Below are 22,497 nucleotides of genomic sequence, written 5' to 3' on the forward strand. Positions count from 1 at the left end.
AAAGAAGTAGAAAAACGAACTCAAATATAGTATGATGTTAATAACAACAAAAACACATACAAGAAGAGGACGTTTTTCTATGAACAGTATAACATCAGAAGCACACTTTCGTCAACGGGTAGTGAAATATTCTTACAAAAATGGAGTAACAGTTGCAAGTATACGGTTCAGGCGAAGCCGACAGGCAATCTATGAATGGCGGGCGAAATATGACGGGAAGAGCTGGCGCAGCCTGCTAGAAAAGTCGCACAAACCGCACAGTCATCCGAATCAGCATACGGAAGCCGAAAAAGAAATGATCCTACGGCATTGGAAGCATGATAAAGATGATCGTATTAACTTGTGGGACACTTTACGAAAAAATGGCTATACACGACATCTCCTTCTTGTCACCTATCATTGACATTTCAACAAAAAATATTATAAAATTCAAAAATACCTATTGACTTTTAAAAATATCGTGATATAATGTAAATACTATTCAATATAAATGCTTTGAGCTCACATGTTTGTAAGTCATTGTCTTTTAATGAACTGCAAGCTTTGTGGGTTTTGTTATTATATATGGGTAAAATATTTTTAGGAGGTACCTTAAATGCTTAATGGTACTGTTAAATGGTTCAATGCTGATAAAGGATTCGGATTCATATCAAATGATGAGGGCGGCGACGATATATTCGTGCATTTCTCCGCTATTATATCAAATGGCTATAAATCTCTTACAGAAGGTCAAAAAGTAACTTTTGACACTGAAAAAGATCCCAAGAACAGCCGTAAACTCAGAGCGGTCAATGTTCGTATTGCATAATTGAATTTGTAAGTTGCTAAAGCAAACCGACGCGAAACAGAAATCTGTTTCGCGTCGGTTTTTTGGGTGTTTCGGGAATGATACGAATCTTGCCGGTGGAAGACCGATCGCAGGTAATTACTGCCAAGCGTAGTGAACCGCAAGCCCTTTGCAGCAATGTCAGAGGTGAAGGAAGCGGTGTGATAAACAACACGATCTGCTAAAAGAGAGAAAAAGCTTTTGTGTGCGGGCTTTCTATAAAATAATATTATTGCCTTTTAATAATCAATAACTTTTTCCATATCACATATCGAAAACGGCATTCCTTCGGATTTTCTTATATTGGTTTCCGAAAAGCCATAATTAATATACCATTTTTTTAGAATATCGTTTTCATTCATTAACCAAATAACAACTTTATGGCCGCCAAGAATTTTAACTTCATTAAATATATAATCGATCAGAGCCTTTCCATAGCCTTTATGCCGATTCTCAGGCAAAACAGACAGAAGCCCCAAAATATATGTATTATCATCATTTTTTTTCATACAGACAAATCCTGCCTGTTTGTTATTTTCATACAAGCCATAAAAGTCAATACCGCTATTTAACATGTTATCAAGGTCATTTATAGTCCTGAAAGCTGCATATGAAGGGCAATTATCTTTGGTAATATTATAATCCTTTGCAACGGTCAAAAACGAATTACTTATAACGCTTAAGCAATCAGATAAATTCGAGTGATCAGTAATTTTAGTAATACTGACCTTATATGAGTTTTGATTCATAATCTTCCTCGCTTTGGCAATTTATAACGCGTTAATAAATAATCGCGATTTATATAAAATAATCAATCCGAAATAATACAGTCTGAAAGTGCGGAACGAACAGATTCGGCAAAGCTGTCCGCGGCGCCCCAGTCAAATCTGAATAACACTCCGGTTCCGCCTCCGGCGGAGGTATAATGCACTCTCGTTTTACCGGAAACATCGTCAAGTATAACAGTAAGCGTAAGCCGGTTGCTGACTCTTGAGTAGTATTTTTCAAAAACCATGACATGAACCGAACAATGATTTTCGCATTGTATATTATAATCGTTTACAAGCTCTCCGGAAAAACTGCGGTTTATTTCCTCTTTGATTTTATTGGCAGATGAAATAATATCGGATGAAACAAAAAAGGTATTGTCCATATTTTATTTAAATTCTTTCTCTCCGCGGCAAGGTTCGTCAAAATAACCTTTAATATTTACGTACGCCGGTGAAACCGTGTTGTCGAAACGGAGAAGAGAACATAGCTGTGCACCGTATTTTTTGTCCGGATAATAATAAGCGGTCGTGATTCCTGCGCGTTCAAAAAGATCAAGAACCGTCCTTGCGGCGGCTTCAAGCGCGAAAAGATCCGCGTTTTCAAAATTCTTGGAAAAAAGCCTTGTTATAATTCCGGTATCTCCAGAAAATTTAAACATACAGAGACCTTTAAGTTCACCATCTTCGTGAGCTTTATAACAAAGCTCGGTTTCGTTGTATTCCTGCCCGCATTCAGCACAGAGATCATGTTGCTCCTTACGGTCGTATATGGGAGAGATAACAAGCATTTATTCAAGCAAGTCCTTTCAGATAATCAATCTGTTCTTTTGTAAGCTTTTCGTATGCTCCGCTTTTAAGGTCGCCGAGCGTTATTTTACCGATCGCTATTCGCGTAAGGCGCGATACATCAAGCCCGGCCTGAAGACACATTTTCCTGATTTGGCGGTTTCTGCCTTCTCCAAGAACAAATTTCAATATCGAAGCATCAAAGCCCGATTCCACGATCACTTTACATGGCCTTATTCTGTAACCGTCTATAACCATCGGAGAATTTAGCTTTATAATTTGTTCCGGCGATGCCGATGATTTAAGCTTTACAATATATACTTTATCAACTGAAGTCGAAGGATGCATTAGACGGTTTGCGAATTCTCCGTCATTTGTCATCAGAATTAATCCTTCGGAGTCTAAGTCCAATCTGCCAATAGGATATATACGTTCCGGTATATCATTAACAAGCTCGGTAATGCATTTGCGTCCCTTTTCATCGGACATTGTAACGACATAACCGCGAGGTTTATATAGCTTAATATATATTCTTCGATCAGTTTTTTCAACGAGAATACCGTTATAAACGACCGCGTCGTTATTCGGATCAACCTTTTGACCGGTGACTGCCGGAGCTCCGTTTATAAAGACTCTGCCTGCCGAAATTTCTTCCTCCGCTTTTCGCCTGGACATTATTCCGCAGTCTGAAAGGTATTTTTGAATTCTCATTTGCTCCATGTTTTATTAATCTTCCTTAATTTTAAATAATTTGTGCCAGAATGAAGGTTTAATATATAATAATGCGGTATTCCTGGCATAAAGAGGAACTTCAGCAACGGGATATCCGTCCGCGTTTATTATCAGTATTCCAACAGGATGCATGGCGGCGGTTGACAGAGCATCAGCCGGAAAGCTGTCAATGCCGTAAACCGGAGCGTAAAGAAAGTGAGGTGCTTCGGCGGAAAATGTTATTTTAGAACTGGAACGTATACATGCCGTTACAGATATCAAATTCGTAGCTGTAATATAATTATGCGCTCCGGCGACTTGATCAGAGCCGTTTCCCGCGCTTGTATTTGTGGCTGCGCCAACTACCGGAATATCAAGTTTAAAGCCTTCCGCTGCAAGCAGCTCTATATCATTATAAAGAGAAAAGCCATACGCTGCCAAGGAGAGATGATCGTTCCAGTCATTTCCGTCATCTATTGTCATAAGGCAGAGTGTTTTACCGTCGCGTCTGAAGGCGGAAGCGAGACATCTGCCTGCATTCTTTGTATAACCTGTCTTTCCTCCTATACATTCCTGCGAAAGATGCAGAAGCCTGTTGTGATTGGAAAAGAATCTTTCTGTGCTCTTTTCGACCGGATGAGTACGGTATGATTTTGCGGATGCCACTAAGGCAAAAAGTTCATTTTTTATTGCGTATGAAAGAAGCAGTGACATGTCATACGCGCTGGAATAATGATTTTGATTGTGAAGACCATGCGGATTAGTGAAATGAGTATTTTTCATACCGAGATCAGCGGCTTTTTCGTTCATCAAAGCTGCGAAATCCTGAATTGAGCCGGAAATGTGTATTGCGATAGCGGCCGCCGCGTCGTTTGCGCTTTGAAGCATAAGGGCATATATAAGGTCCAGCATTAATACTTTTTCGCCCGCATATAGATATGCCGACGAACCTTCCGTACCCGCGGCGGCTTTATCGATTGTGACAATTTCATCGGGAGACGAATTCTCAATTGCGACGATGGCAGTCATGATTTTTGTGGTGCTTGCTATCGGAAGCCTCGCGTTCATATTATTTGAAAGGAGTAAAGCGCCAGAGTCCGCATCCATGAGACAATAGCTTCTTGCGTAAATATGAGGAACGGCGACCGTCTCTGACACGCCGGAGATTCCGGATATAACATTTTGCCGCTCGAAATCGCAATATGCACAGGCACACGGCAAATATGTATCCTTGGAAGCAATATGGGCGCATGAATTAAAAAATATCAAAACAAAAATCAACAGTACAACCGCTTTTTTCATATCTTTTCCCGATCAATAAATATAAGTATTCACATATGGATTTATATGAATTTTACGGGTTAAAAATGCAATATTTTTATAATATGAGGCGTTTGTATCCGCGTTTCAGTAAAAATATTATTTTTCCGATGCTTCGGATGAATCATCAGAAGCTTCAGTGCTTTCCGGCTTTTTGAAATTTTTGAATATATTCATTATTCGTTCGATAATCGCGGGAGAGCGGTCCACAAGATCGCTGATTGTTCCTACTATATTGCCGGCTTCCGGTGTAAGAGGATCGTTTATATTTAAAAGCCTGACATCAGAATTTGATGCCACCAAAAATGCGAGCGGAGTAACAGTCAGACCGGCGGCGTTTCCTCCTCCAAAATGTGCCTGTTGTCTGAGAGGATTATGCTTGCTGTCAAAGTCAACGCCGCCGGAGGTGAATCCGACGGAAACCTTTGATATCGGTATTATTACGGTCTTGTCAGGCAATGTGATTGGAGTGCCGATTACATTATCTGCGGAAATAACCTGCTTTAAATTTTCAAGTGAAGCGTCAATCACTTGCTTTAACGGTATTTCGTTCATTTTGAGGTTTATCCTTTCTCTTTATATATGCTTTCAATAGTGAAAAGGCAACGGAAAATAAATGTATCGGTTTTATAACAATTTGTATTTTAAACGCAAATTCGGGCTTTTCCGATGTGAAATCGGGAAAGATGAAAACCAAATCCGGATTGTATTTAAAGTGTAAAAACCTGTCTAGTATTTCAAGCAATCCGAAAATGGCGGAAGACGCGGCTGCGTACATTTCCGCGGTTGACTGCGCTTCGGCAGCGGCGCATCTGAATGACAGATAATACAGTTTGATTCTTATTCTTTTAAATAGGCTTTCGGATGCGGCGGCAGTGATTTTTGTCAGCATTTTTATAAAGCCGAACACATCTCTCGGTGTTTTTTTCTTTTTCGGAGGTCTTGGCTTTACAGAGCCGCGTGCAGGCTTTTTCTTTTTTATTTTTGTGACTGCGGCTTTCTTTTTCTTTTTTTCGCTGAATTTATTTATTATTTTTACCGCATTTTTAAAGCTAAGCGTAAATGCGGAAATTCTGAATCTTACAGAAAAATCACCGTCGAGTTCAAAAATAATTCCGACATCAAGAAGCAGCAGAATAATAATAATTGCCAAAAGCACCAACGCAATATACAACGCTGTCAATTATTATCGCCTCCCTCAACCGAAATAATTCTACAATGTTATTTAAACAATGATCTGATAATAATCGGTATATATTATACATATAGCGCGATTTTTATATGGTAATAACTAACTCAAGATTCGGTAATTCTGTATGAATCCTTGGTGCTTTTTCAATTGTTTTACATAGTTCGTCAGGGTGTATTTTATGCGTTGTTGCTCTTGCGTTCTCATCTCCGTGCACATCATTAAAATTAAGCGCAATATAAAGTATATTATCGTAATTTAAAATTTCAGACAAGAACTTTTCCAGCGAAGGTAGCTTGCTGTTTTCTATTCCAATATAATCATTTTTGCCAATCCATATCCCGTCAAAAATGTGATAACATTCGTTGGTTGCAGGATTATCGAGTATTTCAAAGGGAATATATTTTTCAGCTATACATTTGCTTATATTGAATTTATTCCGAACTGATTCCGACAGATTACACCATATGTTTATTCCGATTCTATATTCTATAGTTCGTGAAATTAAAAAATAGGCAAGGTCCAAGACAGAATTATTATCAGGTGTTTCCTTAAAAACGATTTTACCATATATATTAAAATGTGGCATATTTTATATACTCATCATTTTGTTATTGATTGATCGTTTCGTTTAACGATATCTGTATCTCGCCTTCTATAGGAGGAAGCTCTGACAGGGAAGTAAGCCCGAAAGATCGTAAAAAAGCAGATGTGGTACGGTAAAGAATCGGCTTTCCGGGTGCGTCCAATCGCCCGGCTTCTTCTATAAGCTCTCTTTGAACAAGCGTATTGACAATTCCCGAACAGTCGACGCCGCGGATCTTTTCGATATAAGAGCGTGTTACCGGCTGTTTATATGCTATCACAGCGAGCGCCTCAAGCGCGGGCTTTGAAAGAGGCGCGGTTCTCTTGATTTTAAGGAAATCGGAAACATAGCCGGCATATTCCTGCTTTGTGCACAGCTGATAATTTCCGTCCAGAAAGCAAAGCTCAAAGCTTGTATCACATGAAGAGGCAAGCTTTTTTCGCAGTAAAACCGCAAGCTCCGATATGCTTTCAAGGTCAAGTCCGAAAATTTCCGTAAGCTTTGAGGCGGGCACGGGATCGCCACCCGCGAACAGAACCGCTTCCATTGCGTTGACTAAAAATTTAATTTTTTGTTCGTTGAAGCTATCTTCAAGAGACATCCGCAGTGTTTCCTCCTTTTTCGGTATTAAGGCATATTATGTAATCGCCGCTGTATTTCTTATAGGAAATTCTGCCTGTGGAAACCAGCTCGATCATTGCAAGAAATGTCGCCACCGCGTCTCTTTTTGATGGAGAATTATCAAAAAGAGACATAAACGACACTGAGCTGCCATTTCTTATTGCTTTTACAAGATGCCTTAGCACAAAGATGATTTTCTGTTCGATTGATACCTGCTTTACAGAAAACAGGTTTTCTACGCTTTGTTTTTTCTTTGTCTCACGTTCAGCTTTAAGCGCTATTTTTAATGTACGAAACGAAGAGGGAAGAAAGCTTTTGTCATATTCCGTTGTTTCTGTCTGGTAAAAAAACGGTTGCGGAGTCGGGTAATACCGTTTATAAAATTTTTCTTCAAGAGTTCTGAGATATTCGGCTGCCGCTTTTACGCGGGAGTATTCGAGAAGCGTTTCGACAAGCTCTGTTCTCGGGTCTTCTTCCGGCGCTTCCTCGGCGGGCAGCAGTAATTTGCTTTTTATATATAAAAGCTCGCACGCCATGACAACGAATTCGCTTGAAAGCTCAATATTACTGTGATTCATATCATCAAGATAATCGAGATATTGCTCCAGTATCAGAGCGATCGGTATGTCGTATATATCGATCTTATGTTTCGATATTAGCGCAATCAAAAGGTCAAGCGGACCGTCAAAGGCTCCCAGTTTAAAATTTACGGCTTCTGGCATGATTCTTTAAATTGGTATGACAAGCCCGGCAAGAGCGAAAAACCAATTCGATACCGTTGTTGCCGCTATATACAAAGGGTTACCGAGATATCCCGTTATTAAAACGAGAATAAGAGCGAGCTGCAGATATTTTTCAATACGCTTCATTTTATTTTCGGCCGTATATGGCAAAAAGGAATATAAAACTCTCGAGCCGTCGAGCGGATATACGGGTATGAGATTAAAAATAGCAAGACAAATATTCGATATTACAAAGTAATATAAAAGGTTAGAGAGTATTGGTATTAATTTTGATATAACTGAGTTTGTAGCTATCGTGCTGTAATTTAAATATATAAGCTTATAAAACCCCTGAAATATAAAGGCAAATATCAACGCAAGCAAAAAGTTTGATATTGGGCCCGCTATCGCTGTAAGCGCAATATCACGCTTTTTGTTTTTAAAATTTGAGATATTAACGGGGACAGGCTTCGCCCATCCGAAACGCAGGACGATAAATGCAATAAATCCGAGAGGATCAATGTGTTTCATGGGATTCAGAGTCAGTCTCCCTGCCATGCGGGCGGTGGGGTCACCGAGTTTGTCGGCGACAAAGCCGTGAGAAAATTCATGCACGGAAAGCGATAATAAACATACCGGCAGCATGTATAATATTCCTACGAGCCATTCTCTTATTGAGTCGTATCCGAACATCATTAATACCTTTCATTTTTTATTTCATCGTTTAACTTGTGTAGTTATCGGATATAAAACTATTTCTGCGAATATCCGTTGAAGCGCCTCATGAATTCAAAGCCTATGACAGCGCTTGCGGCAGAAGTGGTCAGAGATTTATTAAAGCTTCTGCCGTAAGGAATCCTTATTATGTTATCTGCGTTTTCAATCAGAGCTTTGGATATTCCGCGTTTTTCTCCTCCTATAATAAGCACGCACGGAAAAGAAATTTCTGCTTTATAAAGAGAAACGGAGTTTTTTACTTCCGCTGCACAGACAATAGAGTATCCGTTTGATTTCAACGCGAAAACGAGCTCTTTTTCATCGGTATAACCGGCGCAGTCAATTAATTCCGTTGCTCCGGCAGACGCGCGTATACAGACGCCGGCCGCGCTCATCCAGCTGCGAGGAGGAAGAAGCATTCCGCCGGCGCCGGAGGCATAAAGGGAGCGAACGGAATATCCGAAATTATAAGGGTCTTCGATACCGGAAAGAAGAAATATCAACTTATGCTGTTTTAATAAAAGCTCTTCAAGTGAATAAAGCTTTCTGTCAGATACTTCGGCCAAAATTCCGCCGCCGGTTTTTGCGGTCGAATGTTCTTCATAAAACTCATCAGAGCAGCAATTTACGGGAATATTGAGCTGTTTTGCTTTTACGATTATTCGATGGATATTTATATCTTCAACCTTGGCGCCGGAAGCTATAAAAATTTCTTTTATTTCTCTGGAACCTGAGTCAAACACCGCGTTGATTGAAAGAGCGCCCTCTGCATATGAGCTGTCTCTTTCCTTAAAGGCTTCGTTTTTCAATTAATTTTCCTTACTGTCAGAAATTATTCGGCATTATCCCAGTTGTGCCATACATTAGTGACATCGTCGTTTTCCTCGAGCATTTCAAGGAGCCTGTTCATTTTTGTGATGCTTTCTTCATCGGTAAGCGAAACATATGTCGTAGGTATTTTATCTGTTTCCGATGATGAAATTTTATATCCTGCCGCTTCAAGAGCATCCTTGACTATATATAAATCATTGGGATCACAGGTGATTTCGTATATATCTTCGTCGAGCGCGATATCCTCCGCTCCGGCTTCGAGAGCATCCTCCATTATCTTATCTTCGGATATACCCTCGGCATCTATTATTATTACGCCTTTATCAGAGAACATGAATGAGACACAGCCTGTGGTGCCGAGGTTTCCGCCGAATTTATCAAAATAATGGCGCATATCGGAGCCGGTGCGGTTTCTGTTGTCCGTTGCGGCTTCTACGATCACGGCGATACCATTTGGTCCGTAACCCTCATAGAATATTGTTTCGTATGTTTCGGCATCGCTGCTTGCGGCTTTTTTGATTGTTCTTTCTATGTTATCGTTTGGTACGTTATTTGCTTTTGCCTTTATAATAAGGTCTCTTAATTTTGTATTCGCAACCGGATCGGCACCTCCTGATTTTACAGCCATCGCAATTTCCTTGCCTATTTTAGTAAAGACGCTTGCGCGCTGCGCGTCCGTCTTTTCTTTTTTGTGCATTATGTTTTTCCATTTGGAATGACCTGACATGATGATACCACCTTATAATAAAATATTTACTGAATAAAATTATACCCGCTCTGTCTGTTTAAGACCGATAAGCCATAATGCGTTTCCAAGCACGGCTTTTGTTGAACGGCAGAGATCGGCGCGCAAACGTTTTATATCGCTTTCGGCGTTGATTACGGGACAATTATGATAAAACCTGTTGAATGTCTGGCAAAGATCGATTATGAATCTTGTTATGTCAGAGGGTTCGTATTCGCCAAGAGCCTGTATGACTCTGTCGGGGAATGACGCAAGCAGCAAAGCAAGCGCGCGCTCATCCTCATTTAAAGCCGCGCAGCTATATCCGTTGTTAATATTTGAATTACCGGCTTTAGTTTCATCGTCGCATTTTGACACGACGCTACAGCAGCGCGCATATGTGTACTGCGCGTATGGGCCGGTATTTCCATCGAAATTGAGTACATCTTCCCAGACAAAATTTACGTCTTTTATTCTGCCCGCCGACAGCTGATTAAATATGACTGCTCCGAGCCCGACCTTTTTAGCGATTTCATCTTTATTTTCAGAAGACATTCCGGGATTCTTTTCTTCTATTATTGCCCTTACGCGAGAAATCGCTTCATCAAATAATTCTTCAAGAAGCACTACATTTCCGGTACGAGTCGCAAGCTTTGCTCCGTTTACGCTTATTTTTCCGTAAGGAACATGTACAAGGCGCTTTTCAAATTCATAACCCATAAGGCCTATAACTTTAAACCATTGGGCAAAGTAAAGGCTCTGTCCCGCATCAGTGACATAAAGGCATTTATCAAAATGATATGTGTTCCAGCGATATATGGCCGCGGTTATGTCGCGGGTTGCATAAAGTGTTGTGCCGTCTTTTTTAAGTATAAGACAAGGCGGCATTTTATATTCGTCAAGCGGGACGATCATCGCGCCGTCGCTCTCTTTGAGCAGTCCTTTTTCCTGCAACTCTTCAACAGCCTGCATTTTATCGTAATAAAAGCTTTCGCCGGAATAGCTTTCGAATTCTATTCCGAGCACCTTATAAAGGCGCATGAATTCATTCAGGCTTATTTCCTTGAACCATTTCCAAAGATCAAGAGCTTCTTTATCGCCGTGCTCAAGCTTGGAGAATTCTTCGCGGGCTTTATCGTTTAGCGTGGGGTCGGATTCTGCTCTCACATAAAATTCTGCATATATGCGAGCAAGCTCCTTAACGCCAATTTTTTCTATGGCTTCTTTATTACCCCATCCGTGATAAGCGACAATCAAACGTCCAAACTGTGTGCCCCAGTCGCCGAGATGATTTATGCCTATGCATTTATACCCGGAAAACTGATGTATCCTTTTTATCGAATTTCCGATTGCAGTTGTGCCAAGATGTCCTATATGAAACGGTTTTGCTATGTTCGGCGACGAGTAATCTATTACCATTGTTTTTCCGTTACCGATGTCATTTTTACCGTAATCGTTTCCGACTGATATAATTTTTCCTATTATATTATCTGCGATGTATTTATCGGAAACGTAAAAATTCAAATATCCGTTGAGCGCTTCGATTTTTGAGATACCCTCCGGAAGAGAAGCGTTAAGCTTATCCATAAGCTCACCGGCTATTTTAATCGGAGGCTTGCGGAGCGATTTTGCCAGCTTGAAGCACGCGACGGTAAAATCGCCCATCGAGCTGTCCGGCGTCGGAGCGATGAGAGACATAATATCATCGGCAGACACATCCGGTAGGAGTGAAGAAATCACAGCCGATATATTTTTTTTGAGTTCGTTCATTTTGTTCCTTAATATATAGAAGATTATTTATTTTATGACAACATTTTTTTTGATTCCGGTCGAGGCAACGGAAACAAAGGTCTTTCCGGGATTAAGGTAAAGCGGTGTACCATCAGCATTCAGGTAATCCATTTTTCCGTCAATACTGTCTCGTTTCCATTTTATCGGAATGTACTTTCCTTCGCAGGCATAATATCCTTCGCCGGTGCCGGTCAACTCGACAAAAAGCCTTCCGTAGTCGTCAATTTCATGTCGGAGGGTAAAGATCACGATTACGTTTTCAAAGCATACCTGCTTGCCGTTTAATGCGTCGATTGTAGGAGCGCCATATTGACTTCTATAATATTTTTTGGTTTCTGAATTATATGAGAATTCGGTTATAGATGTAGAATGATGCGGCAAATATATGTATGAAGCGGGTTGGGGAGAATAATTTGTGTCAAATGGAGTATATGAGTCAATGAAATTATATGTGGTTTTATAATTATCTTCTTTATGAGCGGTTCTAAATCCTGCTTTTTTGATTCCTTCGACGATCTTTGCTCCGCTTATATAGCGGCAATGCTCAAGACCCTTGTTTTTCAATCTGTCCTGATCGTAATAAAACAGCTGAGATTCATAATATCCGCCGTTTACTCCGTCGATATTATCAATATTGCGTTCTTTTAAGCTTTCATATGCGCCGGGGCTGCCGCCGCAATGTACATAGATCGCATCGTGCATCTGAGCTATATCAATAAAATAAGGACGGGAGGAACGAACGGTGCCGATATACGGGAGAGCAGCATAATCCTCGAAAATTGCTATAAGTCTGTTTACTCCGCCCTCTATGTTGCATTCATAAATAACACTTGCAAGTGAAATTCCTGATTGAGGAAGACCGCGGCGTTCATTATTGATCATCACAGCAATTGGTCTTTGAGACAGGCATTTTTCTGAAATAGGCAACCCCGTGAGACCGCTCCTGAAATCGGACAATATGATTGCATCTGGCTGAGCGGAGCCGGAAAGCATGTTTCCGTCGGTGGAAAACCCAAACGTAAAATTCGGTATGTCTCTGGTAACAGGGATGAGATCAGAACTGTCATATGTTATATACGTTTTTACGGACGTCGTATTCGGTGAATCCGTTGATGATGGAGGAGTATTATCGCATGAGCAGAATAAGGCGGCAAAAGAAATAAGTATTATAAAGAAAGACAAGAATTTATTCATAAGGCTCTCCGAGGTTATCAACGATTTAATGATACCAATTCAAGTTATTATAACAAGAAAAAATTAAAAAATCAAGAATAAACGTATTTTATTTAAAAAGTGGTGGAAAAAGAAGAAAAAAAGCTATATAATCTATATAACACAATAACACTTATTGTAAAAATTCATTAAACGAAAATAATTTTCTTTATTTGAGAAAGAATTTGCTATATTGGCTTTTATCTTATATAGAAATTGCCATTAATATATGTGATAATAAATATGGCTTAAGAATTGTAATATATTTTCAATCAGATAATTTTTACATTTACTGTCTGATCAACCGTAATTCAGGCAAGCCGAAACCTTAGTTTACGGTTCGGCGGAAAGGTATGAACATATGAAAAAAGCCGCTGTTATAGCTCTCGATTCCGGAACTACGTCTTCCCGCGCTCTGCTTTGTGATCTTCAAGGAAATATATTACATATATCACGACGCGGTATTAAACAGTACTATCCTGAAAACGGATATGTCGAGGAAGATCCGGAAGAAATATTCTCCGCCGCTGTATACTGTATCCGCGATGTTCTCGCCTTTGCGGAAGCGGGCGGATATGAGGCGGTATCGCTGGGAATAACAAACCAGCGTGAAACAGTTATTGTGTGGGAGAGAGAAACGGGAAAACATGTCTGCCCAGCTATCGTGTGGCAGTGCCGGCGCTCCGCGGAAATCTGTGAAGCTTTAAAAAAATCCGGCTGGGAACAACGCATTTACGGTAAAACGGGTCTTGTCATAGACGCATATTTTTCGGCATCAAAGCTTAAATGGCTTTTTGACCGGCGCCCCGAGCTGCGACGAAAAGCATATGAAGGAAGCTTGATCTGCGGTACTGTGGATTCATATTTGATATGGCGGCTTACAGGCGGAAAAGTTCACGCGACGGATACGACGAACGCTTCGCGTACAATGCTTTTCAATATACATAGTATGTCATACGATACCGATCTGGCGGAGCTGTTCGGCATTCCGCTCCAAATGCTTCCGGCAGTTAAAAACACTGCGGACGATTACGGAATATGTGATATAAAGCTGTTTGAAAAAAACATTTGTATACGCGCCGCTGTCGGTGATCAGCAATCCGCTCTCTTCGGTCAGTCATGTAAAGCCGAAGGCAGCGCCAAGTGTACATACGGCACGGGATGCTTTATGTTGGTAAATACAGGTTCAAGCATTGTGGTATCAAACAACCGGCTTTTATCCGGGATCGCCTGGACTATTGGCGGAAGGACATCATATTGCCTGGAAGGAAGCGTTTTTACGGGAGGAGCCGCGGTTCAATGGTTGCGTGACGGCCTGGGTATTATAAAAACATCAGAAGAAATAAACACAGTTGCTTCGACCGTACCTGACAGCGGAGGAGTAGTTTTTGTTCCGGCTTTTGTCGGGCTGTCCGCTCCTTATTGGGATTCCAAAGCACGCGGGCTGGTATGCGGGTTGACCAGGGCGACAACCGCGGCTCATATTTGCCGGGCCGTGCTGGAGTCGATAGCATTTCAGGTTAACGACATAATTAATTGCATAAATGAAGACTGTGAAGCGAATAATCTTCCTGTCACCGTGGGAGAATTGAAAGCGGACGGAGGTGCCGCCGCTAGCGATATATTGATGCAGTTTCAAGCGGACATATCAGATAAAAAGATTATTTGTCCCATTGAAGCGGAAAAAACTGCTCTCGGCGCCGCTGAACTTGCAATTATAGGAACAGGAATTAATGAAGAAGGTTTTATGAATCCCGGTGAAAAAACAAAGCCGAGGGAGTTTTTACCGCATATAAAAAAAGACAATGCGGAGAAGCTCAGAAACGAATGGAAAAACGCCATAAAAAGGACGCTGTCGGAATAAGCCAGAGAAGTTTTAATAATCAATTTTATATTTACGGGTAAGCGGGAGCAATAAAAGCGATATCGCCGAAATGATTCCGCAAATGATCAAAGCGCCGGAAACACCGATTGAGCTTACTATAAAGCCTCCCGCCAGGCTGGAAATGATTCTCGGAATACTGGTGAAAAATGCGTACATCACGCTCTGCCCGCTTGCTTTGAGATTTTCGGGAATGTGTTCATTTATATAAACAGAAGCACAATATGTAACTGGAGTAACACAAAAGCCGGTCAGTACGGCGGTCGTCAGAATTGAAAAAGCATCCTTCGCAAACGCAAGAGCAAAGCATCTTATAACAGTGATTACGAATGAAATTGCGATGACCTTTGTTTTTCCGAGCTTTTTCATGATAAAACCAAAAAAAATAAAAAATGGTATTTCGCCGGTAATAGTAAGAAATACGTTGAGTCCCCAAACCCAGTCAGGAAGCCCGAGTGTTTTAAGCACATATTCTGAATAAAAATTCTGATAAAACGAAAAGACGAAATACGATATCGCGGTAAAAGCGAAAATCAGCATAAGACCTTTATCTCTGAATATCGGAGCGAGCGAAAGCTTTTGCTTCGGCTGCGCGTGTCCTCGGACAGAAGGAGACATCATTGCCGATACGGCGGCGATGGCTGCGATGACAATATAAGATACAAATACCGGTAGTATACCATTGGCTGTAAAAAGTGATATAATGAAAGCTATAAGACCGTATCCTATCGTACCCATCAAACGTATCGGACCGTAATTGACACCGTTTTGAGAAGAATACTCAAGCGTTATTGTATCAACAAGACCGCCGAACGGCGACATGAAAAACATAATAACAATAAATATAATAAAAAGATATAAAAACGAATGTGAAAAATACGCGGAAAAAAATGCCGCCGCCGATAAGATTATGGTAAGCGCGACTATTCGGTTTTTTGTGCTCGATTTATCGGCAATTTTGCCCCAGAATATCGGGGCGATAACGGAAACAACAGGTCCGACTGAAAGCAGTATACCTTTTGAAACGTTTGTGTGATACATATCAAGATATACCGGCATGAAAGAATAATACAATGCGTTAAGTCCGTAGAGAAAGAAGTTTAAAGAGAAGAGCGCGGTAAGAGACGATACGGATGATTTATTTTTCATAGACACTGTTCTTTCATATACTTGTTTTTAAGGTAAATACGAATTATAATTATACAATATTGCATGAGTTAATTCAATACCTGATTATTGAGAATTTTATGGCATCACTGTTTCATGGTTATTTACGCTTCGGATATAAAAAGATAATAACTTTTGCCACTGCGGACTTTTTTGTTTTACAGTGTCACTTCGCTCATACCGATCGGTTAAGTCTCAGGTACGGCTGTCGTTATGATTGGCGGTTTGCTTCTTGTTGCGTTCATGCTTGGCAGCATTAGTTTTTGTACAATCTCCGGTTTCATGTTGAAGTTTAGCAGCTTTTCCAAAATCTGAATAGGAAAATCTTCACCGGTGTTTATTATCGCGCTTACAGTTCCTCAATGTAGAGTAAACACTACACAAAGCTTTATAAAGCTATGGCTTTTAAAGTCAGAAGCCATTAAATATAATAATTCAGCACTTTTTCACAAGGTCTTCAAAGAATTGTTTTAAAATAATTAAAAATACGGAGGTATGTCATGAAGCTGCTGGTTGTAGACGACGAGACAAAAATCAGGGGAATTATTAAAAAATATGCCGAATTTGAGGGCTTTGAAGTTGATGAAGCGACAGATGGCATGGATGCGGTGACAAAATGCAGAAAAACCGAATACGATCTTGTTATAATGGATGTTATGATGCCTGAGCTTGACGGTTTTTCAGCTTGCAGGGAAATACGAAAAAAATCAAATGTTCCACTGATAATATTGTCTGCTCGCGGAGAAGAATATGATAAAATTCATGGATTTGAATTAGGTATAGACGATTATGTTATAAAGCCTTTTTCTCCCAAGGAACTGATGCTGCGGGTTAATGCAATAATAAACCGGTCTTCAAAAAAATCTTCACCCGGTAAAGATGCCTTCGAGCTTGAGGGACTCAAAATTGATTTTATAGGCAGAATCGTCTATATCGACGGAAAAAGAGCGGATCTTTCTCCAAAAGAATATGAGCTTTTATTTTATATGGTCAGAAATAAAAATATCGCTCTGACACGAGAAAAGCTTATTTCAGACGTATGGGGTTATGACTTCGTAGGAGATGACAGAACACTCGATACACATATTAAGCTTTTAAGAAAGAGCATTGGACAATACAGTAAGTTTATAGTTACATTACGCGGGGTGGGATATAGATTTGAAGCATAAATATGGTATTAAATGGCGACTGCTTTTATATTTTATTTTATTCAACGCGATAATAATAGGAATGTTGTGGGTATTTCAAATTGTCTTTCTCAATGATTTTTACAAATTAATCAAAACAGAAGAACTGAAAAAATACTCTGACACTTTATTTAAAATAAACACATCTGAGCTTCCGGAGTATTTAAAGCTTAACGAACCTGTATCGGATACCGGAGTTATGGTTTTTAATATTGATAAAAATCTGATAGCGATACAGGAAATAGACAGGTTTTATTTTATTTATAATATGACCGCCGTTAAAATTAATTCGCTTTATAATTTTGCCGTCTCATCCGGAGGAGTATATATAGATACATATATATTTGGAGACAGGAAGAATAACGACAGCATAAAGCCCAAGGATGAAAAAAGCGGGTATAATAAAACACAAGGAAACGGCGAAGCGGATATAATACAGCACAATCTGGATATATACCTTAATATGTTCGAATATGCTCCTTATAATGATTTGCCCGATATCCGCATGGGTATGTTTCCGAATATAAAGCGCGGAGAACCTCTTTCGAAATATGACGGTGTAGAATGCATTCTTTACTGCCGCGCAAGCAAAAACAGTGCCGGAGACGATATTTTCGTTATTTTGACCAGCTTTATTCAGCCGGTTGACGCCACAGCCGAAACTCTTACTTTTCAGTTGATAATAATTACTGTTATTTTGATTATGCTGTCACTGATTATGGCGAAAGTTATATCCGACAGGATATCTGCTCCGATTATTGCGCTTAACAATTCGGCAAAGACACTTTCTTCAGGCGAATTTAAAAAATATAATTCCGGAGTATATAAAGAAATTGATGAGCTGGGAGACACTCTGCAATGCGCCGCAGAAGAAATATCAAAGGTCGATGAACTTAGAAAAGAATTGATCGCAAATGTTTCACACGACCTGAGAACTCCTTTGACACTTATATCAGGATACAGCGAGGTTATGCGCGACATTCCGGGTGAAAATACAGCTGAGAATCTGCAAATTGTAATCGACGAAGCAAAACGGCTCAACAATCTTGTTACAGATATGCTTAATATTTCCAAACTTGAGAACGGTATGGATAAAGCTAACAAAGAAAACTTTTCTTTAACCGAGCTTACTAAAGAAATATTATACCGTTATAAAAAGCTCATTGATAACGACGGCTATAAAATTGACTATGAATATGAAGGCGAAGCAATTGTAAATGCCGATCCGACGAAAATATCTCAGGTAATATATAATCTTGTCAATAATGCGATTAATTATTGCGGCGAGGATAAAACCGTAATAGTTAAGCAGGTAACAGCTGGCGGCTTTGTAAGACTTGAGGTTATCGATCACGGAAGCGGTATAGAGCAATCAAAAATTCCATTGATATGGGACAGATATTATAAAGTTGAAAATGCCAATATGCATAAACGCGCGAATGTGGGGAGCGGGCTGGGGCTCTCGATTGTAAAAAAGGTTTTACTAATGCACGATGCAAAATTCGGGGTTGAAAGCAAGTTGGGAGAAGGCAGCACGTTTTGGTTTGAAATGAAAATGGAATGAAACACGGCTCCGTGATCAGCGGAGCCGTGTTTCATTAGTAAATAACTTTTGTTTTTTTATGCTTATCTCTTTATTAACTCGGCATTTAAATAATTACCGCTTAAACTTAAAGAGAGACCGACAGAAAAAGAACTGCGACGAATAGAGGACTGGGTTAACTCACTTAATCTTAACTGATAAAAATCTGCGACAATTAAACTTGCAATTTTTAAATGAAATGACGGTGGCATGTAAATATTGACACAACATGAATTTTATGAGATAATAAGATCATTACTCTTTAATATATGGGTTTTTCTATATTATAAAAAAAATTAATTGCCGTTATACTAATAGTCGTTTTTAACGATAAGAGGGAACAAAGATGCAAAATAAGTTTTATAGAGTTTTTTGTGTTATTATTTCTGTTTTATTCCTTTTCTCATGCGATTTTACAAAAAAGAACACAGATCAATTAATAACAGAGAACACGAAAGGTCAAAACTATTCAGAAATAACAGATACAATTAATACTGATAAAACCGAAGATGTAACAGATAATCACCTGTATAAAACATCTGAAATTCATCAAACCGAAAAAGGTATAGAAATAGAAGGTATTGATCTCGGAGGAGAAGCTTATGTAAATTCATGTGCTTTTATTTCTGATAGGCATTACCTAATATCCTTTACATATAAAGACAGTAATAAAACCGGCTACGCTGTTTATGATATAAAACAGAATGCCGTTACAGATGTAAAATTTATCGATGGCAATACATATACCAATATATTTAATATTGATGGCGGTTGCGCCTTTGGCTCATATGATGGATATATATATATATATAAAACTTCCTCAAAGCTAAATAATCCCGAATATTCAATAAAAACAGAAATCAATGATGAATTTCCATCTGATTATTTATTTATAGATACAAAGACATATATCAAAACCCAAAATAACACAATATATGTTGAACAATTCGAAGGAAATACACTTTATGAAAAAAACTGCGGTGATGAACTAGTATATTTATATCCTAAATACAAATTGAAAAATTATGTATATTTCGGCGCAAACTCTCTGGATTATAAAAAAACATACTGCGCAGTATTGAATCTTACAGATTATACATTTAAATGTTATGAAACCACAAATAGTGATTCATATCAAAATTTCTATTCCGGGACAGTGTCGAAAGAATACGAAAAAGACGATATTAAAATTTATGACCACGGTTCTCCGGAAGTTTATACAACTCTTAAACCTGAGTCATCGAACGAATCACCGAATGATTATTGTATGGGATATATAACGACAGCCGAATATTCTACCGAAACAGAAACATCAACGGTCAGAATATATTCTTGTTCGGATGGAACACTGATTTTTCGCGACAATGGTAAAGATAATAATCTTTTAGCGGAAACTGCTTCAATTTCTCAGGATGGGAAGTATGCAATGATCAGATATCGCATGCTTTCCGATGAAACCTCATATACATATTTGCTTGTCAATTTATCAGAGCTCTCTCCAATAGAGCGGCAAGTAACTGATGCTAAAGAATCCTCATCAGCTGTAGCGGAGGAATTATCTCATAAATATGGCGTCACTATAAAAACAGCCGAAAATGCCATCAGGTTTTTCCCGGATTTTGCGGCTATTCCATTATACAATGAAGATAATATTCTACGCACATTAAATGCTGTTGATGAAGTATTATCGAAATTTCCGGAAAATTTCATTGGTGAATTACTTGACCAAAAAGGCGATTCACCCATGACTTCCTATGTAATCTGCATTACCGGTAGACTTATAAGAGGGAACAATACAAGTACAAATTCACCGATTGCATATGCATTTCAGGATTTTGATGAAAAAGTGCAGTATATGGTTCTGGATGGTACATATTGGTACGGCTTGGAATCAACAATAGCACACGAATTGATGCATGCAATAGATTGTAAAATATCGCAACTCGCTATGTCTGGCTATACATCAGGCTTTTCAAAATGGAATAATTATCTTCCAAAAGGATTTGATTATAACTGGTCATATATTAATGATGACGGTGGCGATTATAACGATAATAAATATACAACAGCAGAAAACTTGTCTGACGCATGGTTTGTTGACGCATATTCAAAAACATTCCCGTGTGAAGATAAGGCTAGAATTTTTGAAAATCTGTTTGCGGGAGACGGCAGCTGCTTTCAGTCATCGCATCTAGCAGAACGAGCAAAATATTTATGTAAGGTTTTAAGAAAATCATTTAAATCACTTGAAGATGCTAATGATTTATATTGGGAGAGATATTTGAATGAAAAAGCTGCATAAAAAAAAGGAATTTGCAAACACAATTTGTTCTATCTCATCATATTCACTTAATAGTCTGATGTTTATAATATTCACCTTTCTGTTTATTTGCTCGATTATCGTGACCTGCGATATGTTGACTTCAAATTCAATTCATGAAAGTGTTATATTTATAAACGATAACGTTATATTAAATATTATTATTCTCGCTTTTTCTGTTGGCATAATGTTTTTCTTCAGACATTTTCTATGTGATATACCATTTTCAATAATGGTATCGTTAGTCATGTTTTTTACATTAATATTTGGTTTGTTATGGATAACATCGGCAAAGGCAATGCCGATATCCGATTCTTATAAAGTAGTTCAAGCCGCATATTTATCTTCTCACGGCGATTATTCAATGCTTTCCGAATCATATTTTAAATATTATCCCTTCCAGCTTGGATATGTGTTTTTTAACGAAATGATCTTCAGAATATTTAATAATGAATATTACTTTATGTTTATTCAAATTTTAAATGTAATATTTTTATCTGTATCGTATTTTTTTATACTTCTCAGTGAAAAGCTGTTATTCAATAATAAATATATAGATATTATTACTTCTGTTTTAATGATTTTTTGCCTTCAGTCTCCGATATTTTGTTCTTTCACATATGGAAATATTCCCGGTTTAATGTTTTCATGTGTTTCTATATACTTATTTATAAAAACATGTAAAAAGTTTTCCTGGCTATGTCTTCTTGCGTCAGGCTTTTTTGCAGCAGAAGCTTTTGTAATAAAGCCCAATTATTTAATAACAATAATTTCAATATCAATTATCTCCATTTTAAAGTCTATAGAAAAAAAGAATATTAAATATCTTGTATTTATAATCATTGCGTTTATTATTGGATTCGGTACACAAAAGATCTGTATCAATCAATATCAAGAACGCACAGGCATTGATTTTGGCAAAGGTATTCCTATGGTTTCATGGCTGTGTATGGGTATCAATGAAGGACCGATAGCTCCCGGATGGTTTTACAGGAAATATACAATATCAAATTTTGAAAATACTGATATGGATTCATCGGCCGCTTCAGAAATATCTAAGCTTCAAATTAAAGAACGTATCGATTACTTTTCAGATAATCCTCGATATACTTTTGGATTCTTTCGAAATAAGTTTTTAAGCCAATGGAATGAAACAACTTATCAAAGCATATGGATAACGGAGGTAAGAAACACCGAGAAAAATTATGGATGCATTGCTGATTATGTCTGCAACGAAGGAAAAAGCGCAATTAAAAAGTTCATGGATTATTTTATGCAGTTTGTTTTCGGAGGCGTTGTTGTATTTTTTTTAACAACCATATTCAAAAAAAATAAATATGCCAAAGAATCACCGGAATTACTGGTAATACCATTAATTATTTTTGGAGGTGTACTATATCATATTTTATTTGAAGCTAAATCTCAATATGTTATACCGTATCTTGTATTAATGCTTCCTTTGGCCGCATGCGGAATTAATAATTTTATATTATTAATTCATAATATGTCAGAGTCATTACTGCGAATAAAATCAAAGAAATCATAATATTTAG

The 22,497-nt window shown here is 38.5% G+C and carries 23 protein-coding genes; 7 read left to right on the forward strand and 16 right to left on the reverse strand.

Annotation, left to right across the window (positions count from 1 at the left end):
- The first annotated feature begins 79 nt into the window (after positions 1-79).
- Together VB118_09375 and VB118_09380 are read left to right on the forward strand one after the other, a co-directional pair.
- Positions 80-403 (forward strand): hypothetical protein, encoded by a 324-nt coding sequence (locus VB118_09375; GenBank protein MEA4832806.1) that lies wholly within the window; start codon positions 80-82, stop codon positions 401-403.
- Between the two features lie 192 nt (positions 404-595).
- The gene (locus VB118_09380) at positions 596-808 is read left to right on the forward strand and encodes a cold-shock protein (GenBank protein ID MEA4832807.1); all 213 of its coding nucleotides are present in this window, start codon (positions 596-598) and stop codon (positions 806-808) included.
- A 257-nt stretch (positions 809-1,065) separates the two neighbouring features.
- Here VB118_09380 and VB118_09385 read toward each other — a convergent pair whose 3' ends face one another.
- From VB118_09385 to VB118_09455, 15 genes are all read right to left on the reverse strand, one after another.
- Positions 1,066-1,575, reverse strand: coding sequence for a GNAT family N-acetyltransferase (locus VB118_09385; protein MEA4832808.1), 510 nt, complete (start codon positions 1,573-1,575; stop codon positions 1,066-1,068).
- Positions 1,576-1,637: 62 nt separating this feature from the next.
- Positions 1,638-1,979, reverse strand: coding sequence for a DUF6054 family protein (locus tag VB118_09390; protein ID MEA4832809.1), 342 nt, complete (start codon positions 1,977-1,979; stop codon positions 1,638-1,640).
- Positions 1,980-1,982: 3 nt separating this feature from the next.
- Positions 1,983-2,384 carry a hypothetical protein gene (locus VB118_09395; GenBank protein MEA4832810.1) on the reverse strand — a complete coding sequence of 134 codons (402 nt, stop codon included), beginning with the start codon at positions 2,382-2,384 and terminating at the stop codon, positions 1,983-1,985.
- A 4-nt stretch (positions 2,385-2,388) separates the two neighbouring features.
- A complete protein-coding gene (locus tag VB118_09400) occupies positions 2,389-3,102 on the reverse strand; it encodes a pseudouridine synthase (protein ID MEA4832811.1) in 714 nt (237 codons plus the stop codon).
- Between the two features lie 6 nt (positions 3,103-3,108).
- Positions 3,109-4,395 (reverse strand): D-alanyl-D-alanine carboxypeptidase family protein, encoded by a 1,287-nt coding sequence (locus VB118_09405; GenBank protein ID MEA4832812.1) that lies wholly within the window; start codon positions 4,393-4,395, stop codon positions 3,109-3,111.
- A 117-nt stretch (positions 4,396-4,512) separates the two neighbouring features.
- Positions 4,513-4,968, reverse strand: a complete 456-nt coding sequence (locus VB118_09410) for a GerW family sporulation protein (GenBank protein ID MEA4832813.1) — start codon at positions 4,966-4,968, stop codon at positions 4,513-4,515.
- Entirely contained in the window at positions 4,937-5,596 is a 660-nt protein-coding gene (locus VB118_09415; protein ID MEA4832814.1) for a hypothetical protein, read from the reverse strand. Before VB118_09415 ends, VB118_09410 begins: the two co-directional genes overlap by 32 nt.
- Positions 5,597-5,690: 94 nt before the next feature.
- Positions 5,691-6,191 (reverse strand): hypothetical protein, encoded by a 501-nt coding sequence (locus VB118_09420; GenBank protein MEA4832815.1) that lies wholly within the window; start codon positions 6,189-6,191, stop codon positions 5,691-5,693.
- A 22-nt stretch (positions 6,192-6,213) separates the two neighbouring features.
- Complete coding sequence (gene scpB / locus VB118_09425; protein ID MEA4832816.1) at positions 6,214-6,789, reverse strand: SMC-Scp complex subunit ScpB; 576 nt, start codon at positions 6,787-6,789, stop codon at positions 6,214-6,216.
- Positions 6,779-7,531: a segregation/condensation protein A gene (locus VB118_09430; protein MEA4832817.1), complete on the reverse strand. Its 753-nt coding sequence runs from the start codon at positions 7,529-7,531 to the stop codon at positions 6,779-6,781. The genes scpB and VB118_09430 overlap by 11 nt, the downstream gene beginning before the upstream one ends.
- A 6-nt stretch (positions 7,532-7,537) precedes the next feature.
- Positions 7,538-8,227 (reverse strand): site-2 protease family protein, encoded by a 690-nt coding sequence (locus VB118_09435; GenBank protein ID MEA4832818.1) that lies wholly within the window; start codon positions 8,225-8,227, stop codon positions 7,538-7,540.
- Positions 8,228-8,283: 56 nt separating this feature from the next.
- Positions 8,284-9,057, reverse strand: coding sequence for an RNA methyltransferase (locus VB118_09440; protein MEA4832819.1), 774 nt, complete (start codon positions 9,055-9,057; stop codon positions 8,284-8,286).
- A gap of 23 nt (positions 9,058-9,080) precedes the next feature.
- Entirely contained in the window at positions 9,081-9,806 is a 726-nt protein-coding gene (locus VB118_09445; protein ID MEA4832820.1) for a YebC/PmpR family DNA-binding transcriptional regulator, read from the reverse strand.
- Between the two features lie 39 nt (positions 9,807-9,845).
- Complete coding sequence (argS, locus tag VB118_09450; protein ID MEA4832821.1) at positions 9,846-11,573, reverse strand: arginine--tRNA ligase; 1,728 nt, start codon at positions 11,571-11,573, stop codon at positions 9,846-9,848.
- 27 nt (positions 11,574-11,600) lie between these two features.
- Entirely contained in the window at positions 11,601-12,788 is a 1,188-nt protein-coding gene (locus VB118_09455; GenBank protein MEA4832822.1) for a DUF3048 domain-containing protein, read from the reverse strand.
- A 379-nt stretch (positions 12,789-13,167) separates the two neighbouring features.
- On the opposite strand from VB118_09455, the gene glpK reads away from it, so the two are divergent.
- Positions 13,168-14,670: a glycerol kinase GlpK gene (glpK, locus tag VB118_09460; protein MEA4832823.1), complete on the forward strand. Its 1,503-nt coding sequence runs from the start codon at positions 13,168-13,170 to the stop codon at positions 14,668-14,670.
- A 12-nt stretch (positions 14,671-14,682) separates the two neighbouring features.
- Here glpK and VB118_09465 read toward each other — a convergent pair whose 3' ends face one another.
- On the reverse strand, positions 14,683-15,837 hold the full coding sequence (locus tag VB118_09465) for an MFS transporter (protein ID MEA4832824.1): 1,155 nt from the start codon (positions 15,835-15,837) through the stop codon (positions 14,683-14,685).
- A 518-nt stretch (positions 15,838-16,355) separates the two neighbouring features.
- On the opposite strand from VB118_09465, the gene VB118_09470 reads away from it, so the two are divergent.
- The 4 genes from VB118_09470 (at position 16,356) to VB118_09485 (ending at position 22,490) form a co-directional block, all read left to right on the forward strand.
- Positions 16,356-17,024: a response regulator transcription factor gene (locus VB118_09470; GenBank protein MEA4832825.1), complete on the forward strand. Its 669-nt coding sequence runs from the start codon at positions 16,356-16,358 to the stop codon at positions 17,022-17,024.
- Positions 17,014-18,606 (forward strand): HAMP domain-containing sensor histidine kinase, encoded by a 1,593-nt coding sequence (locus tag VB118_09475; GenBank protein MEA4832826.1) that lies wholly within the window; start codon positions 17,014-17,016, stop codon positions 18,604-18,606. Before VB118_09470 ends, VB118_09475 begins: the two co-directional genes overlap by 11 nt.
- A gap of 364 nt (positions 18,607-18,970) precedes the next feature.
- Positions 18,971-20,926 carry a hypothetical protein gene (locus tag VB118_09480; GenBank protein ID MEA4832827.1) on the forward strand — a complete coding sequence of 652 codons (1,956 nt, stop codon included), beginning with the start codon at positions 18,971-18,973 and terminating at the stop codon, positions 20,924-20,926.
- A complete protein-coding gene (locus VB118_09485; protein MEA4832828.1) occupies positions 20,910-22,490 on the forward strand; it encodes a glycosyltransferase family 39 protein in 1,581 nt (526 codons plus the stop codon). The genes VB118_09480 and VB118_09485 overlap by 17 nt, the downstream gene beginning before the upstream one ends.
- Positions 22,491-22,497: the final 7 nt, after the last annotated feature.

Source organism: Oscillospiraceae bacterium, assembly GCA_034925865.1.
In the GTDB taxonomy this organism is placed as follows: domain Bacteria; phylum Bacillota; class Clostridia; order Oscillospirales; family SIG627; genus SIG704.

Excerpts from the sequence above, each read along its gene's own strand:
- VB118_09430 (MEA4832817.1), bottom strand. The coding sequence starts at position 7,531 with ATGCCAGAAGCCGTAAATTTTAAACTGGGAGCCTTTGACGGTCCGCTT.
- VB118_09375 (MEA4832806.1), top strand. The coding sequence starts at position 80 with ATGAACAGTATAACATCAGAAGCACACTTTCGTCAACGGGTAGTGAAA.
- VB118_09395 (MEA4832810.1), bottom strand. The coding sequence starts at position 2,384 with ATGCTTGTTATCTCTCCCATATACGACCGTAAGGAGCAACATGATCTC.
- VB118_09400 (MEA4832811.1), bottom strand. The coding sequence starts at position 3,102 with ATGGAGCAAATGAGAATTCAAAAATACCTTTCAGACTGCGGAATAATG.
- VB118_09405 (MEA4832812.1), bottom strand. The coding sequence starts at position 4,395 with ATGAAAAAAGCGGTTGTACTGTTGATTTTTGTTTTGATATTTTTTAAT.
- VB118_09380 (MEA4832807.1), top strand. The coding sequence starts at position 596 with ATGCTTAATGGTACTGTTAAATGGTTCAATGCTGATAAAGGATTCGGA.
- VB118_09445 (MEA4832820.1), bottom strand. The coding sequence starts at position 9,806 with ATGTCAGGTCATTCCAAATGGAAAAACATAATGCACAAAAAAGAAAAG.
- scpB (MEA4832816.1), bottom strand. The coding sequence starts at position 6,789 with ATGTCTCTTGAAGATAGCTTCAACGAACAAAAAATTAAATTTTTAGTC.
- VB118_09385 (MEA4832808.1), bottom strand. The coding sequence starts at position 1,575 with ATGAATCAAAACTCATATAAGGTCAGTATTACTAAAATTACTGATCAC.
- VB118_09480 (MEA4832827.1), top strand. The coding sequence starts at position 18,971 with ATGCAAAATAAGTTTTATAGAGTTTTTTGTGTTATTATTTCTGTTTTA.
- VB118_09470 (MEA4832825.1), top strand. The coding sequence starts at position 16,356 with ATGAAGCTGCTGGTTGTAGACGACGAGACAAAAATCAGGGGAATTATT.
- argS (MEA4832821.1), bottom strand. The coding sequence starts at position 11,573 with ATGAACGAACTCAAAAAAAATATATCGGCTGTGATTTCTTCACTCCTA.
- VB118_09465 (MEA4832824.1), bottom strand. The coding sequence starts at position 15,837 with ATGAAAAATAAATCATCCGTATCGTCTCTTACCGCGCTCTTCTCTTTA.
- VB118_09390 (MEA4832809.1), bottom strand. The coding sequence starts at position 1,979 with ATGGACAATACCTTTTTTGTTTCATCCGATATTATTTCATCTGCCAAT.
- VB118_09485 (MEA4832828.1), top strand. The coding sequence starts at position 20,910 with ATGAAAAAGCTGCATAAAAAAAAGGAATTTGCAAACACAATTTGTTCT.
- glpK (MEA4832823.1), top strand. The coding sequence starts at position 13,168 with ATGAAAAAAGCCGCTGTTATAGCTCTCGATTCCGGAACTACGTCTTCC.
- VB118_09455 (MEA4832822.1), bottom strand. The coding sequence starts at position 12,788 with ATGAATAAATTCTTGTCTTTCTTTATAATACTTATTTCTTTTGCCGCC.
- VB118_09435 (MEA4832818.1), bottom strand. The coding sequence starts at position 8,227 with ATGATGTTCGGATACGACTCAATAAGAGAATGGCTCGTAGGAATATTA.
- VB118_09410 (MEA4832813.1), bottom strand. The coding sequence starts at position 4,968 with ATGAACGAAATACCGTTAAAGCAAGTGATTGACGCTTCACTTGAAAAT.
- VB118_09420 (MEA4832815.1), bottom strand. The coding sequence starts at position 6,191 with ATGCCACATTTTAATATATATGGTAAAATCGTTTTTAAGGAAACACCT.